A 15,033-nucleotide genomic window follows, 5' to 3' on the forward strand; every position below is an offset into this window, starting at 1 on the left:
GCCGTCCACGACCTCAGGGAGGACGGCCATGCGGCCAGACACGAGGAACCAGCGGGCGAGACGACGGGGCCGGCAGCAGGCCGGCCTGGTCGCGGCGGTCACCGCCGCCACGCTCGCCATGACGGGATGGGTGGCGACGTCGTCGTCGGCCGCACCCGCCGCATCGGAGGACGCCGGTGGCCCGGCGGCCGCCACGCGCCCCCACGAGCCCGAGGCACCGGCACCGGGCGGCCCGCTCCTGACGCCCGAGGACGGCGCGTTCCTGGAGGGCACCGTCCCCGTCGCGGCCGAGCCGGTCGCGCCCGGCGACGACGTCGAGCGCCTCACCGTCGACGGCGCCGCCGTGCCGGGGGCCGCCGAGACGCTCGGGACCTCGGTGCTCGGCTACACGGTCGGCACCAACTCGACCGAGGCGCGCTACCGCAGCTCCGTGTCGGTCAACGGCGGCGAGCCGATCTACCTGCCCGACGCCGTCAGCGAGCGCGTCGAGCTCGAGGTGCCGAACGAGCAGCTCGTCACCGGGGAGAACACGGTCGAGGTGGTCGTCGGGGCCATCGAGACGAGCTGCGGCTCCAACTACGACGACTTCGTGCTGTCGGACTTCACGCTCGAACCGCTCGGCGAGCTCGCCGACGGCGAGGAGAACGAGTACACCTACTCGTTCGGCGACGGGAGCTGCGGCACCAACACGAGCCTCCTGCGGCGTGCGGAGCTCACCTTCTTCGTGCAGGGTGACCCGCAGGGCACCACCGGGCTGAGCGCCGACCTCGACACCACGACGCTGACCAACGGCGAGCACACGATCGAGGCCCGCACGGCGTCCGGCGACACCACCGCGCACACCGTCCGCGTGAACAACGCGCCGGCCGGCGCCCCGCTGCTGACCCCCGCCGACGGCACGCTGGCGGCCGGCACCATGGTCGTCACGGGCGCACGCCCGGCGGACGGCGAGGGTGCCACGGCCGCGCTGACGGTCGACGGCGACGCGGTCGAGAGCGCCGAGACGCTCGGCTCGGGCGACGCGGCGTTCTCGTTCACCGTCGGCTCGAACGCGGTGGACGGCCAGGCGGCGAACCTGCTGGTGGTCAACGGCATCGAGATGCCGCTGGGCGGTTCGTACGTGAGCCAGCGCGCCGACGTCGCGGTCCCGAACGAGTGGCTGCGGCCCGGCGAGAACACCGTCAAGGTCGTGACCGGCACCTTCGAGGGCGACTGCAATCGCGACGACTTCACGATCTCGAACCTGGCGCTGACCCCCGCGGCGGGCACGGCGGTCGGCGTCGGCCTCAAGCCCTCCTACGCGATGGGTGACGGCACCTGCGGCTCCAGCAGCACGGCGCTGCGCGAGGTGTCGCTGACCTTCACCGTCGACGCGCCCGCCCGCGGCCTGCGTGCCGACCTCGACACGGCCACGCTGGCGGACGGCGAGCACGAGCTCGCCGCGACCTCGACCACCGGGGAGACCGCCACCCGCGCGCTGTTCACCGACAACAACGGTCCCGCGCTCACCGACGTCACGCCCGCCGACGGCGTCCGTCTCACCACGGCCGTGCCGCTCGCGGTCGTGGTGGAGGACACCTCCGGCGTGGTGCAGGGTCCGGACGTGACGCTCGACGGCGAGGCGATCGCCGTCGGCGACCCGGTCGGTCCCGGTCTGTCCGCCGGCGAGCACACCCTGACGGTGTCCGCGACGGACGGGCTCGGCAACGAGGTGGCCCACGAGGTCACCTTCGTCAGCGCCGGGATCCCGGACGCGCCGGCCGACGTCGCACCGGCGTCGGGCACCGCGGGGGTGGGTCGCACCGCGACCCTGAGGGCGACGGTCGCCGCGCCCGACGGCGGCGACGTCACCGCACGCTTCTCGGCCGCCGAGATCCTCACGCCGAACCGGGCCTGGCAGGGTGAGTCGGCCGACGTGCCGACGACGCTGGACGTGCGCGGTCAGCGCAAGCTCGGTACCAAGGGGCTGGAGCCCGGCGACGGCCGGTCCGTGGACTCGCCGGACTCCGCCGACGTGACCTACCAGCGGTTCGACGTGCCGGTCCGCGGCCGCGTCGAGGCGCCGGTGCTGCGCTGGGAGGGCACGGCCGACCCGGCCCGCCTGGTCAGCCTGCGGGCCTGGAACCCGGAGACGGACGCCTGGGACGTGGTCGCCTCGGCGCGCGGCGCCGTCGAGGGGCAGACGGTGCTGGAGGGCACCGTGACCCGCGACTACGTGGACCGGGGCACGGTGCACGCGATGGTCACCGGCGAGGACCCCTTCGCCGACGACATCGACGCCGGCGACAAGGACCGGTTCGAGGACCCGGACGCCTACGACTTCTCGATGGTGCACTACACGGACACCCAGTACCTGACCGAGGGCGCCGTCGAGCAGGAGACCGCCGAGGAGCGGGCCGTCTGGGCGCAGGGCTACAACGGCGTCATGGACTGGATCGTGGACAACGCGGACGAGCGCAAGATCGCGTACGTGGCCCACACCGGCGACATCATCGAGAACAACATCCGGGCGTTCCCGCCCGAGATGGAGGAGCAGGTCATCGGTGAGTTCGAGTTCGCCTCCCAGGCCCAGGACCGCATCGACGCCGCGGGCATCCCGAACGGCGTGGTCGCGGGCAACCACGACAACCAGTCCGGCACCGACCCGACGCTCTACAACGAGTACTTCGGGCCGGACCGGTACGAGGCGCTGTCCGAGGACTGGGCGGACGCGTCGTACGGCGGCGTCATGGAGCCCGGCTCGAACGAGAACCACTACGACCTGTTCTCGGCCGGCGGCCTCGACTTCGTGGTGGTGGGCCTGTCCTACGGCGTGACGCGCGACGAGGCGGAGTGGGCCGCGTCGATCTTCGACCGGTACTCCGACCGCAACGGCATCCTGCTCACGCACGACTACCTGGAGCCGTCCACGTCGCCCGACGGGCGCGGGGCCAACTTCGGCGGGTCCGACGGGCCGCTGCTGTACAACCTGCTCGTCAAGGACAACCCGAACGTGTTCATGGTGCTGGCCGGGCACCGGCACGGCGTGGGCACCAACGTGCGCCCGCCCGTGGTCGGCGACATCGGCGGCGGCGTGGTCGAGCTCCTCGCGGACTACCAGTTCTACACGGTGTCCGCCGGCCAGCTCGGCCTCACCGAGATCGGCGGGTACGACCCCGCCGACCAGCTCCAGTTCGGTGCGTCGTTCTTCCGCATGCTGCAGTTCGACGTCGACCGCGGCGAGGTGTCCATCGACACCTACTCGCCGCTGCTGGGCGAGTTCGGTGCCACGGAGTACGACACCGAGCACCGGTACGACGGGCGGGAGGACAACATGGTGCTGCCGGTCGACCTGACCTCCCGCACCACGTCGTTCAGCACCGACTCCGTGGTGCTGTACGACCCGGTGGACGAGATCGGCCGGGACACGGTGGCCTCCGGTGAGGTTGCCTCGGTCCGCTGGACCGGCCTCAAGCCGGACCGCACGTACGCCTGGTTCGTCACGGCCCGCACCCCGGGTGGCGGCACGGCGACGGCGTCGCCGGCGTACTTCACCACGGCGCGGCGTTGAGACTGCGCCGCTCGCTGGCCCTGGCGGGGCTGCTCGCAGTCGTGAGCAGCCCCGCCGTGGGGCAGGCCGCCTGGGCGCACGACGCGACCAGCGACGTGTACGCGGAGGTGACCACGGCGTCGTCGTCCTCCGGTGCGGAGGGCGGCGGGCCGGACGTCACGGCCGTGCTGGACCTCGAGTACGACCTGCTCATGAAGTCCGCGTGGCTGCGCGCCGAGGCGTACGAGGCGACCGGGCGGGACGAGCAGCTCGCGCAGCTCGACGAGCACGAGACCGAGGTGGACGGGTACGTCACCGACCGCTTCGCCGTCGCCCACGACGGCGAGCGGTGCGCTCCCGCGCTCGGGTCCGTGGACGTGGTGGAGCGCGGCGAGCGGGCGTACGCCTCGCTGACCTACACGTTCGCGTGCGACGGCGGCCCCGAGGGGGTGCACGAGATCTCCAGCGCCCTGTTCCCGGACGCGGAGTCGTTCGTGCACTCGACCGAGACGATCGTGGCGTACGCGCTCGACGGCGAGGAGGGCTCCGCGGTGCTGACCGCGGCGTCGCCCACCCTGACCACGGGTGAGCACCGCCTGCTCAGGCAGGTCGGGGAGTTCTTCGTGCTGGGCGGGGAGCACCTGCTGTTCGGCGTGGACCACGTGCTGTTCCTGCTGGCGCTGCTGATCGGCGCCCGCCGCCTGCGTGACGTCGTCTGGACGGCGACGGCGTTCACCGTGGCGCACTCCGTGACGTTCCTCCTCGCGGCGCTCGGCGTGGTGTCCGTGCCGGCGATCGTGGTGGAGCCGGTGATCGCGGCGTCCATCGCGGTCGTGGCGGTGGTGGACCTGGTGCTGATCCGGCGGGGGCGCGACGGCGGGCTCGGGGTCCCCGCGCTCGCCGGCGCTGCGGGCGCCGTGCCGGGCAGCCGTGCCGGCCGACCGGTGCGTGACGCGCTGCGCTGGCACGGGCCGGCCGGGACGCGTGAGGCGCCGACCGTCTGGGACCGCTGGCGGCTGCCCGTGGTGTTCGTGTTCGGGCTGGTGCACGGCGTCGGGTTCGCGGGCGCGCTCGGGATCGAAGCCGCCTGGTCGTGGACGCTGCTGCTGTCGCTGCTGTCGTTCAACGTGGGCATCGAGGTGGTACAGCTCGGCCTCATCGCGGTGGTGTTCCCGCTGCTGGTGCTGCTGCGGGTCCGGGCGCCGCGCGCGTCCCGCTGGGTGCTGGGAGCGGGCTGCGCGGCGATCGCGGCGGTGGCGCTGTGGTGGGTCGTGGAGCGCCTGGTGGGGTGAGCGCGGGAGTAGTGGCGTTCTGAACGCTCAGAGCGCCACTAACCCCGCGCTCACCTACGGGTGGGCGGCCCAGAAGCGCTCCAGCTCCGCGTCCAGGTCGGTCGCCACCTGCATCGGGAGCGAGTGGGTCGTGTTCGGCCACACCGTGACCTGGGCATCCGGGATCAGCGCCGCCTTCTCGGCCGCCGCGTCGCCGCCGGCCAGCGACGAGTCGCTCGCGATCGCCACGTAGACCGGCATGGGCAGGCCGCGCAGCTCGTCGTCGGTCAGGAGCACCGGGTTGGGCAGCGAACCGGAGCCGAAGTGCCGGGAGCCCTGCGTGATGAGCCGGGCCAGCGGCTCGTCCGGGTCCACCTCGTCCGGCTCGACGCCGCCGATGCGGTTCAGTGCGGCCTCGCGCCACGACTCCGGGACGAACGGCAGCGACGCCGGGATCGACACCAGGATGGTCGACAGCGGCATCATCCCCAGCGTCAGCACCGGCTCCAGTAGCGTGAGGCTCGCGAGCCGGCCGGGGTACCGCACCGCGACGGCCGCGGCCAGCCCGCCGCCCTGCGAGTGCCCGACGAGGTGGGCACGCTCGATACCCAGCCCCGCCATGGCCTCGTCGACCCAGCGGGCCGAGTCGGCGATGCCGTCCAGGGGCACCGTCTGCACGGACATCCCGGTGTCGCCCAGCGTGTCGAAGGCGTAGACGGTGCGGTGCCCGATGTAGTCCGGCAGGTTCTCGCCCCACATGGGTACGGCGGCGGACCGGCCCGGCAGCAGTACCACGGGCGTGGCGTCGGGATGCTCGGCGCTCGTCCAGGCGTAGGCCCGCACCGTGCCGAAGCTGGTCTCGACGTCGTGCGTCGCGGTGGGGCCGGGCAGGCCCGCCATCGCGGCCGTGTACGCCTCCTCGTAGGCCTGGCGCCCCTCGAGCGTGCGGAAGTGGCCGACGCCGGGGCCGCTCGCCGCGACGAGCAGCACGAGCCCGCCGGTCGAGACCGCCGCGACCACGGCGAGCAGGACGACGGGCCAGCGGCGGCGCGTGGTTCCGGTGTGCATCGGGTCTCCTCGGACGGTGTTGCAATACGATCGCATCGTAACAGGTTCCGATGCGATCGTATTGCTAAACTCCACGCATGCCCAGAGTCGTCGACCATGAAGAGCGCCGGAGCCAGATCGTCGTCGCGCTCTGGCTGGTGATCGCCGAGCACGGCATCGAGGGCGTCAGCCTGCGCCACGTCGCCGCGGCGGCCGACGTCTCCATGGGGCGGATCCAGCACTACTTCGGCACCAAGGAGGCCCTCGTCCTGGCCGGCTGCACCGCGCTGGTCGACAACGCGTACGGCGGCTACCTCGAGACCGCGGGCGCCACGCCCCGCGAGCGGCTGCTGCACATCGTGAGCCAGCAGATCCCCCGGGACGACGGCGGCCGCGTGGGCGTCAGCGTCTGGTACGCCTACGTGGCCAAGTCCATCAACGACGACGCCGTCCGCCAGGTGCTGGCCGAGGCCCGGCGTGGTGCCGAGGACGAGTGCGCGCGACTGATCGGCGCGCACCGCGGCGTGCACCCCGACGCGGCGCTGACGCAGGCCCGGCGGCTGCTGGCGCTCGCGGACGGGCTGACCCTGCGGGTGCTGGTCCGGGACCTCGAACCGGCCGAGGCCGTCGCGATGCTGGAGGCGGAGGTGGGCGCAGGCTGAGCCCTGCGGGCCGCGTGCTCCCCACGGCCGGCTCGCGCCCGGTGTCAGTCCGTGTGGTCCGGGCCGCCGAGCAGTCCGCGGAAGGCCTCGTCCGCCTGCCGGGCGACGTCGACGTCCCGGGCTCGCCGGGCGCCCCTGTCGGCCTCGACGTCGTGGGCCCGCCGGGCGTGCCTGTCGGCCTCGACGTCCCGGGCCTGCTGGGCGCCCCGGTCGGCCGGCCAGTCCTGGGCCTGGTCGTCCCGTGCCGGGCCGAGGAGCCCGCACCGGATCCACCCGAGCACGAGCTCGGGCCCGCTGACACCGCTGCGCGCCGCCATCGTCGTGAGCCGGTCGCGGTCGACGTCGGACAGGTCGACGACGACGCGCCGCCCGTCGAGCTCGACGCGCGACCCGGGGGCGTGGTCGGTCATGGTGCTTCCGATCAGAGGTCGTCAGGGAGGAGGGGGCGGAACGCCTTGTCGTCGGTGAGCGGACGAATGACGCGGCTCCTGGCTCTGCGGGGTGAGGTGGCTGTGCCCAGCCTGCCGGGTGTGCGCGCGGGGTCGCGCGGCGGGGCGCGAATCCTTGCGGATGCGCAACGTGTCGGCGGCACCTCGTACGATTTCGCTGTGAGTCAGCCCGTACCCTCCCCGTCCGACGCCGCCCCCCAGCACGGTCACTCGGAGCGGCCCGACGCCGCCCCCCAGCACGGTGACCCGGAGCGGCCCGACGCCGCCCGCCGTGCCGAGCTGGCGGGCTTCCGGACCAAGCCGGTGTCGTTCGTGCGCCGTTCGGGCCGGCTCACGGACCGGCAGAAGCGGCTGTGGGACGACCGGCACGCTGCCTACCTGATCGACGTGCCCCGCGCGATCGCGCGCACCTCCGTGGACCCGGGATTCGTGCTGGACCCGGCGGCGGTGTTCGGCCGCACGGCCGGGCTGGTCGTGGAGATCGGCTCGGGGATGGGCGACGCCGTCGTCGAGGCTGCCGCCACCGATCCCGAGCGGGACTACCTCGCCGTCGAGGTGTACCAGCCCGGCCTGGCCCACACGATCGCGGCGGCCGAGCGGGCTGGTGCCGCCCAGGGGCGACAGGGGCTGCCCAACCTGCGGCTCGTGCAGGCCAACGCCGCGGAGCTGCTGGCCACGACCGTCGGGGCCGGGGCGGTGGACGAGCTCTGGGTCTTCTTCCCCGACCCGTGGCACAAGTCGCGGCACCACAAGCGCCGCCTGGTCACCGCCGAATTCGGCGCGCTCGCGGCACGGGTGCTGCGACCCGGCGGGACGCTGCGGCTGGCGACCGACTGGGCGGAGTACGCGGAGCAGATGATCGAGGTGCTCGACGCCGACGAGCACCTGGGCAACGTCCACGGTCCCGGCGGCCGGGCTCCCCGGTTCGAGCGGCGCGTGCTGACCGGGTTCGAGCGCAAGGCGCACCAGGCCGGGCGCGAGATCACGGACCTCACGTACGTGCGGCGCTGACCTGCCCGTTTCCCGGGATGGCCCGTGCTGACCGCTGGGATATAACGAGTTGGTCAAGTCGGTAAACCCACCGTGTGATCTGTTTGCCCCGACCATGTGATGTGCGGCACATTGGGCCACGGGTGCGAAGAGCGCACCGGGCCGCGGGCAGAGCGCGCGCCCCCATGAGCCAATGGAGGCGTCATGAGTGACGTAGAGGCTTCAGGGCCTGTAGAAACCGATTACCAACGCGTCGAGCGATCGGACGAGTTCCAGAGTCTCCGCAGGGCGTTCCGCAACTTCGTCTTCCCCATGACCGCGCTGTTCCTGGTCTGGTACCTGCTGTACGCGCTCATGAGCACGTACGCGCACGAGTTCATGAGCATCCGGGTGGCCGGCACCATCACGGTCGGGCTCGTCTTCGGGCTGCTCCAGTTCGTGTCCACGTTCGTGATCACCACGCTCTACGCGCGGTGGGCCAACAACAAGTTCGACGCCCGGGCGCAGGCCCTGCGCGAGGAGATCGAGGAGGGCCAGCTGTGAACGGGACCGTCATGGCAGCCGCGGCCACGAACGTCGGCAACACCTGGATCAACATCGGCATCTTCGCCGGGTTCGTCGTGGTCACCCTCATCATCGTCTTCCGGGTGTCGCGGCAGAACAAGAGCGCGGCGGACTTCTACGCCGGCGGGCGCAGCTTCACCGGCACGCAGAACGGCACGGCGATCGCGGGCGACTACCTGTCGGCGGCGAGCTTCCTCGGCATCGCCGGCGCCATCGCCGTCAACGGGTACGACGGCTTCCTGTACTCCATCGGCTTCCTCGTGGCGTGGCTCGTGGCCCTGCTGCTCGTGGCCGAGCTGCTGCGCAACACCGGTAAGTTCACGATGGCCGACGTGCTGTCGTTCCGCCTCAAGCAGCGGCCGATCCGGATGGCCGCGGCGTTGTCCACCCTCGCGGTGGTGTTCTTCTACCTGCTGGCCCAGATGGCCGGCGCGGGCGGCCTCGTGGCCCTGCTGCTCGGCATCACGGACAAGGCCGGCCAGGGCGTCGTCATCGCCGTCGTGGGCGCCCTGATGATCCTGTACGTGCTGGTGGGCGGCATGAAGGGCACCACATGGGTGCAGATCATCAAGGCGGCGCTGCTCATCGTGGGCGCCGGCGCCATGACGATCTGGGTGCTCGCGCTCTACGGCTTCAACCTGTCCGCCGTCATGCAGGAGGCCGTGAACATGGCCGGCGAGAACGGTGAGGCGATCCTGGAGCCCGGCCTGCAGTACGGCGCGTCGGCGCTGTCGCAGCTCGACTTCCTGTCCCTCGCCCTGGCCCTGGTGCTCGGCACCGCCGGCCTGCCGCACGTGCTCATGCGCTTCTACACCGTGCCGTCGGCCAAGGAGGCCCGCAAGTCCGTGGTCGTGGCGATCTGGCTGATCGGCATCTTCTACCTGTTCACCCTGGTGCTCGGGTACGGGGCCGGTGCGCTGGTGGGCCCGGAGACGATCCTCGCGGCACCCGGCGGGCAGAACTCCGCCGCGCCGCTGCTCGCGTTCGAGCTCGGCGGGGAGATCCTGCTCGGCATCATCGCGGCGGTCGCGTTCGCGACCATCCTCGCTGTCGTGGCCGGCCTCACCATCACCGCGGCGGCCAGCTTCTCCCACGACATCTACGCCTCCGTCATCAAGAAGGGGCAGGTGTCGGCCGACGGGGAGGTTCGCGTGGCCCGCTGGACGGTGGTCGTGATCGGCATCATCGCGATCCTCGGTGGCATCTTCGCCAACGGCCAGAACATCGCGTTCCTCGTGGCGCTGGCGTTCTGTGTCGCGGCATCGGCCAACCTGCCGACCATCATCTACTCGCTGTTCTGGAAGCGGTTCAACACGTCCGGCGCCCTGTGGAGCATCTACGGCGGCCTGATCTCGACCGTCGTGCTGATCATCTTCTCCCCGGTGGTCTCCGGGAAGCCCGCCGACCCGGTCACCGGGCTGAGCAAGTCGATGATCAGCAACCCGGACATCGACTTCCACTGGTTCCCGCTCGACAACCCGGGCATCGTGACGATCCCGCTCGCGTTCGTGCTCGGCATCGTCGGCACCTACCTGAGCAAGGAGCGGTCGCACCCGGAGAAGTACGCCGAGATGGAGGTCCGGTCCCTGACGGGCGCGGGCGCGGAGAAGGCGGTCTCGCACTGACTCCCGCCGTGCTGCGTCGAGTGCTGGATATCTGCCCTTTCCGGCGTGTCAGAAGGGCAGATATCCAGCACTCACCTGTCGTCAGGGGGTGATGAGGAGCTCGGCGATGCGGTCGGCGTCCAGGGTGTAGCGGTAGCTCAGGTCGACGACGCCGCCCGGGAAGTCGCCCTCCAGGTGGCGGACGGCGGTCCAGTGCTCCTCGTCGTTCTGGCGGACGGCGGTCAGCTCGCTCGTGAAGGTGTACTCGCTGGCCGCCCGGCCGATCCATGCGCGGATCTCGGCGCGCCCGCGGTACGTGTTCCCGTCGTCGGTGACGACGGCGTCGTCGGCGTAGCACTCCAGCTCGCGCTCGGCGTCGCGGGCCTCGTGCGCGGCGAGGTGCGCGGCCAGGACGGCGGGCAGGGCGGCGGCCAGGTCGGTGGGCAGGTCGGTGGTGTCCGCCGTCGGGCCGGGGGATGTGTTCATGGTGGTTCCTCTCGTGGTGGTGGGTGTCGGACGGCGGCGTCAGCCGACCGTGCGTACGGTGCCGCCGTCGATGGTGTGCTCGGCGCCGGTGATGGCCGCTGCCCGGTCGCTGACGAGGAAGGCGACGAGCTCCGCGACCTCCGCGGGATCGCTCGGGCGGCCGAGCGGGATGCCGCCCAGCGAGTCCATGAGCTGGTCCAGGGCCTCCTCGCGGCTGATCTCCTGCCCCGCCGACAGCCGCTCGACCAGCGCCTGTGCGCTCGACGTGCGGATGAACCCCGGGGAGACCACGTTGACGCGGACCCCGTGCGGGGCCACCTCGGTGGCGAGTCCCTTGCTGTACGTCGTGAGGGCGGCCTTGGCCGCCGCGTAGCCGAGCGTGGCGGCGTGCAGCGGCATCCTGCGCTGGATCGAGGAGACGTGGACCACGGCACCCCCGCCGGCGGCGATCATGCCGGGCAGCAGGGCACGGTCCAGCCGGGTCGCGGACAGCAGGTTCAGGCTCAGCTCGTCCGCCCAGTGCCCGTCCGACAGGGCCGCGAAGCCGCCCGACGGCGACCGGGAACCGCCGAGCGTGTGCACCAGGACGTCCACACCGCCCAGGTGCTCCGCGACGTGGTCCGCGACCAGGGCCGTACCCTCCGGGGTGGTGAGGTCGACCGCGACGAAGCCGGGGGAGTCCGGCTGCGGCTCGGGTGCGGTGCGGGCGACGGCCAGCACCGTGGCGCCCGCCGCGCGGAGCCGACGGGCGACGGCCGCGCCGGTGCCCCTGCTGCCGCCGGTGACCAGGGCTCGCCGGCCGTCGAGACGGTCGTCGATGGGAATGGCCGGCCGTTCGGTGTCGTGCGTGGTGTGCATACCGCCAGGCTGGTGTCTCCCGCGGGGAGAGGGTCAAGCGGTCCCTGGTCCCGGTCGACCCTCCCCCCGGGGGAGGGTGCACAGTGGTGCCGTGACCCGAGGCCTGACCATCGGCGAGTTCGCCGAGCTCACCCACCTGAGCGTGCGCACCCTGCGCCGGTACCACGAGTCCGGTCTGCTGGAGCCGGACCGGGTCGACCCGGTCAGCGGCTACCGCTACTACACGAGCGCGCAGATCCCGCCCGCCCAGGTCATCCACCGCCTGCGTGAGCTGGACGTGCCGCTCGCCGAGGTGCGGCAGATCCTCGCCACGCCCGACGCCGGCGAGCGGGCCGAGCTGGTCTCCGCCCACCTGCGCCGGCTGGAGGCCGAGCTGGACCGCACCCGGTCCGCCGTCGCCTCGCTGCGACAGCTCCTGGCGCCGTCGCCGGCCCCGGAGGTGGTGCTGCGCTCGGAGCCGGCCCGCACGGTCGCGGCGATCTCCGGTGTCGTGGCGCACGACGAGGTGCTGGTCTGGTACGCGGACGCGACGGCCGAGCTGGACGCCGCCGTCGCCGGGCACGAACGGCTCGGACCGGCGGGCGGGCACTACGCCAACGAGCTGTTCAGCGACGGTCGTGGTCCGGTCCTGGTCTACCGTCCCGTCGCGGACCCGCCGGAGCGCGGCCGGGTGCGTCCTGTCGAGCTGCCCGCCGTGGAGCTCGCCGTCGTCGTGCACCACGGACCGCACGACGACATCGACGTCACGTACGGCCGGCTCGGCGCCTGGGTGGTCGAGCACGCCCTCGCGCTGGACGGCCCGGTGCAGGAGACCTACCTCGTCACGCCGTCCGACACCCCGGATCCCGCGGCGTGGCGGACGGAGCTGGCCTGGCCGGTCTTCCACCTCGCGCGGTGACCGTGGAGTGCGGGATATTCGCCTCTTTCGTGTGCCAGGAAGGTGAATATCCCGCACTCAACGGGCGGGCTCCAGGCGGACGACCACCGACTTCGACGCCGGGGTGTTGCTGCCCTCCGCCGTGTGGTCCAGGGGGACCAGCACGTTGGTCTCCGGGAAGTACGCCGCCGCGCAGCCGCGCGCCGTCGGGAACGAGACGGCGCGGAAGCCCTCCGCGCGGCGCTCGTCGATCTGGCCGTCCGCGCCCGGCCACTCGCTGATCAGGTTCACCGTGTCGCCGTCGGCGAACCCGCCGGCGGCCAGGTCGTCCGGGTGGACGAACACGACGCGCCGCCCGTTCTTCACACCGCGGTACCGGTCGTCGAGGCCGTAGACGGTGGTGTTGAACTGGTCGTGCGAGCGCACGGTCTGGAGCAGCAGGCGCCCCTCCGGCACCCGGGCCACCTCGAGCTCGTTGACGGTGAAGTTCGCCTTGCCGGTGACGGTCGGGAACACCCGGGCGTCGCGTGGCGGGTGGGGCAGCACGAACCCGCCCGGCTCGGCTACGCGGCGCTCGAAGTCCTCGAAGCCGGGGATCACGCGGGAGATGGAGTCGCGGATGCGCGCGTAGTCGGCGGCGAACTCCTCCCAGGGCGTCGGGTCGTCCGGACCGAGCACGCGGCGCGCCAGGTCGCAGAGGATCGCGGGCTCGCTGCGCAGCGCGGCCGACGCCGGCGCGAGCCGGCCCCGCGAGGTGTGCACCACGCTCATCGAGTCCTCGACGGTCACGACCTGCTCCCGCCCGCCCGTGGTGTCCCGCTCGGTGCGCCCGAGGCACGGCAGCACCAGCGACCGCCTGCCGGGCAGCACGTGCGAGCGGTTCAGCTTGGTCGACACGTGCACGGTGAGCGGGACGTCCCGCAGCGCGGCCTCGGTGACGGCACTGTCCGGCGTGGCGGCGGCGAAGTTGCCGCCCACCGCCATGAACACCCGCAGGTGCCCGTCACGCAGCGCCCGGACGGTGTCGACGACGTCGTACCCGTGGGCGCGCGGCGGCTCGAAGCCGAACTCTGTGCCCAGCGCGTCGAGGAACGCCCCGGTGGGCCGCTCCCAGATGCCCATGGTGCGGTCACCCTGCACGTTGCTGTGCCCGCGCACGGGACAGGCGCCCGCGCCCGGCCGGCCGACGTTGCCGCGCAGCAGCAGGAAGCTCACGACCTCACGGATGGTCGCCACCGACTGCTTGTGCTGGGTCAGGCCCATCGCCCAGCAGACGATGACGTTCTTCGCCTCGAGCACGTCACCGACGAACGCCTCGATCTCGCTGCGGTCCAGGCCGGTGGCGGCGTCGACGTCGGCCCAGTCGAGGGCGCGCCAGGCGGCCGCCGCATGCTCGAAGCCGGAGGTGTGCTCGGCGATGAACTCGTGGTCCAGCACGCCGGGGTGGCCGGCGGTGCGGGCGTCGTCGTCGGCCTCCAGGAGGAGGCGGTTGACGGCCTGGAAGAGGGCGAGGTCGCCGGCCAGGCGCACCTGGAGGAACCGGTCGGCGAGCCGGGTGCCCGGCCCGACGACGCCGCGCACGCGCTGCGGGTTCTTGAAGGTCTGCAGGCCGGCCTCGGGCAGCGGGTTGATCGCGACGATCCGCGCCCCGCGGTCCTTGGCGTGCTCCAGGGCGGTGAGCATGCGCGGGTGGTTGGTCCCGGGATTCTGGCCGACGACGACGATCAGGTCGGCGTGGTCGGTGATGTCCTCCAGCGAGACGCTGCCCTTGCCGATGCCGAGCGTCTCCGTCAGCGCCGTGCCGGACGACTCGTGGCACATGTTGGAGCAGTCGGGCATGTTGTTGGTGCCGAGCTTGCGTGCCAGGAGCTGGTAGACGAACGCGGCCTCGTTGCTGGTGCGGCCCGAGGTGTAGAACGCAGCCTGGTCCGGTGAGTCGAGACCGCGCAGCTCGGTGGCCACGAGGTCGAGCGCCTCGTCCCAGGACACCGGGCGGTAGTGGTCGGAGCCCTCGTCGCGCAGCATCGGCTCCGTGAGCCGGCCCGACTTGCCCAGCCGGTGGTCGGTCCAGGTGGCCAGCTCCGAGATGGGGTGCTCGGCGAAGAACGCGGCGTCGGCGCGCTGCCTGGTGGCCTCCTCGGCGATGGCCTTGGCGCCGTTCTCGCAGAACTCGGCGACGTGCGGCTTGCCCGGTTCGGGCCAGGCGCACCCGGGGCAGTCGAAGCCGCCGTGCTGGTTCAGGATCGGCAGGGTGCGCAGACCGCGCGCGACACCCGCCTCGTCGAGCACGTGGGCCAGGCCGTGCACCACCCCGGGCACCCCGGCGGCGCTGGTCTTGGGCGGACCGATGCGCAAGGTCTTCTCGGGGGTATCGGTGCGGGCCTCGTCGCTCACGTCGGTCACCTGCCCGACCCTACGCCGGTTTCACCCGGGTGTGGAGGGTGGGGGATGTCGGTCTGGTGTGTGGGTTTGGGTGGGGGGTCGGTGTGCTGCGTGGTTGCGGGTGGGGTGTTTGGTCTGGTGTGTGGGTTCGGGTGGCGTGTTCGGTCTGCAGCACGGCTGCGGGCGGGGTGTTCGGTCGTTTGCCTCGAGATCGGTCCATCGGGCGACGTCCGCCGCGGGCCCAACACGACCAACCCCGGGGGGGGGGGGGGGTGGGGTCACGGCAGGGGGAGGGAGGGGGTGTGGGGGGCCGT

General features: G+C 72.5%; 12 protein-coding genes. 7 read left to right on the forward strand and 5 right to left on the reverse strand.

The window, feature by feature from the left end:
* The first annotated feature begins 28 nt into the window (after positions 1 to 28).
* Both ACIG47_RS04240 and ACIG47_RS04245 read left to right on the forward strand, forming a co-directional pair.
* Positions 29 to 3,550: a metallophosphoesterase gene (locus tag ACIG47_RS04240; protein WP_397429738.1), complete on the forward strand. Its 3,522-nt coding sequence runs from the start codon at positions 29 to 31 to the stop codon at positions 3,548 to 3,550.
* Positions 3,547 to 4,821 (forward strand): HupE/UreJ family protein, encoded by a 1,275-nt coding sequence (locus tag ACIG47_RS04245; protein ID WP_397429739.1) that lies wholly within the window; start codon positions 3,547 to 3,549, stop codon positions 4,819 to 4,821. Before ACIG47_RS04240 ends, ACIG47_RS04245 begins: the two co-directional genes overlap by 4 nt.
* Before the next feature lie 54 nt (positions 4,822 to 4,875).
* Here ACIG47_RS04245 and ACIG47_RS04250 read toward each other — a convergent pair whose 3' ends face one another.
* Positions 4,876 to 5,868 carry an alpha/beta fold hydrolase gene (locus tag ACIG47_RS04250; protein ID WP_397429740.1) on the reverse strand — a complete coding sequence of 331 codons (993 nt, stop codon included), beginning with the start codon at positions 5,866 to 5,868 and terminating at the stop codon, positions 4,876 to 4,878.
* A 77-nt stretch (positions 5,869 to 5,945) separates the two neighbouring features.
* Between ACIG47_RS04250 and ACIG47_RS04255 the strand changes: the two genes are divergently transcribed.
* Positions 5,946 to 6,509, forward strand: a complete 564-nt coding sequence (locus tag ACIG47_RS04255) for a TetR/AcrR family transcriptional regulator (RefSeq protein WP_397429741.1) — start codon at positions 5,946 to 5,948, stop codon at positions 6,507 to 6,509.
* Between the two features lie 44 nt (positions 6,510 to 6,553).
* Here ACIG47_RS04255 and ACIG47_RS04260 read toward each other — a convergent pair whose 3' ends face one another.
* On the reverse strand, positions 6,554 to 6,919 hold the full coding sequence (locus ACIG47_RS04260) for a hypothetical protein (RefSeq protein WP_397429742.1): 366 nt from the start codon (positions 6,917 to 6,919) through the stop codon (positions 6,554 to 6,556).
* 198 nt (positions 6,920 to 7,117) lie between these two features.
* Between ACIG47_RS04260 and trmB the strand changes: the two genes are divergently transcribed.
* The 3 genes from trmB to ACIG47_RS04275 all read left to right on the forward strand — a co-directional run bounded on the left by trmB (position 7,118) and on the right by ACIG47_RS04275 (position 10,137).
* Positions 7,118 to 7,969 carry a tRNA (guanosine(46)-N7)-methyltransferase TrmB gene (gene trmB / locus ACIG47_RS04265; protein WP_397429743.1) on the forward strand — a complete coding sequence of 284 codons (852 nt, stop codon included), beginning with the start codon at positions 7,118 to 7,120 and terminating at the stop codon, positions 7,967 to 7,969.
* Positions 7,970 to 8,152: 183 nt separating this feature from the next.
* Complete coding sequence (locus tag ACIG47_RS04270) at positions 8,153 to 8,491, forward strand: DUF485 domain-containing protein (RefSeq protein WP_397416887.1); 339 nt, start codon at positions 8,153 to 8,155, stop codon at positions 8,489 to 8,491.
* An 11-nt stretch (positions 8,492 to 8,502) separates the two neighbouring features.
* A complete protein-coding gene (locus tag ACIG47_RS04275; RefSeq protein WP_397416906.1) occupies positions 8,503 to 10,137 on the forward strand; it encodes a cation acetate symporter in 1,635 nt (544 codons plus the stop codon).
* An 81-nt stretch (positions 10,138 to 10,218) separates the two neighbouring features.
* Here the strand turns inward: ACIG47_RS04275 and ACIG47_RS04280 are convergent, their stop codons facing one another.
* Positions 10,219 to 10,602: a nuclear transport factor 2 family protein gene (locus tag ACIG47_RS04280; protein WP_397429744.1), complete on the reverse strand. Its 384-nt coding sequence runs from the start codon at positions 10,600 to 10,602 to the stop codon at positions 10,219 to 10,221.
* A gap of 39 nt (positions 10,603 to 10,641) precedes the next feature.
* Positions 10,642 to 11,460, reverse strand: a complete 819-nt coding sequence (locus tag ACIG47_RS04285; RefSeq protein WP_397429745.1) for an SDR family oxidoreductase — start codon at positions 11,458 to 11,460, stop codon at positions 10,642 to 10,644.
* A 91-nt stretch (positions 11,461 to 11,551) separates the two neighbouring features.
* Between ACIG47_RS04285 and ACIG47_RS04290 the strand changes: the two genes are divergently transcribed.
* Positions 11,552 to 12,358: a MerR family transcriptional regulator gene (locus ACIG47_RS04290; protein WP_397429746.1), complete on the forward strand. Its 807-nt coding sequence runs from the start codon at positions 11,552 to 11,554 to the stop codon at positions 12,356 to 12,358.
* 57 nt (positions 12,359 to 12,415) lie between these two features.
* Here ACIG47_RS04290 and ACIG47_RS04295 read toward each other — a convergent pair whose 3' ends face one another.
* Positions 12,416 to 14,740: an FdhF/YdeP family oxidoreductase gene (locus ACIG47_RS04295; RefSeq protein ID WP_397429747.1), complete on the reverse strand. Its 2,325-nt coding sequence runs from the start codon at positions 14,738 to 14,740 to the stop codon at positions 12,416 to 12,418.
* Between the last annotated feature and the right edge of the window lie 293 nt (positions 14,741 to 15,033).

It is taken from the genome of Promicromonospora sp. NPDC052451 (genome assembly GCF_044547525.1).
In the GTDB taxonomy this organism is placed as follows: domain Bacteria; phylum Actinomycetota; class Actinomycetes; order Actinomycetales; family Cellulomonadaceae; genus Promicromonospora.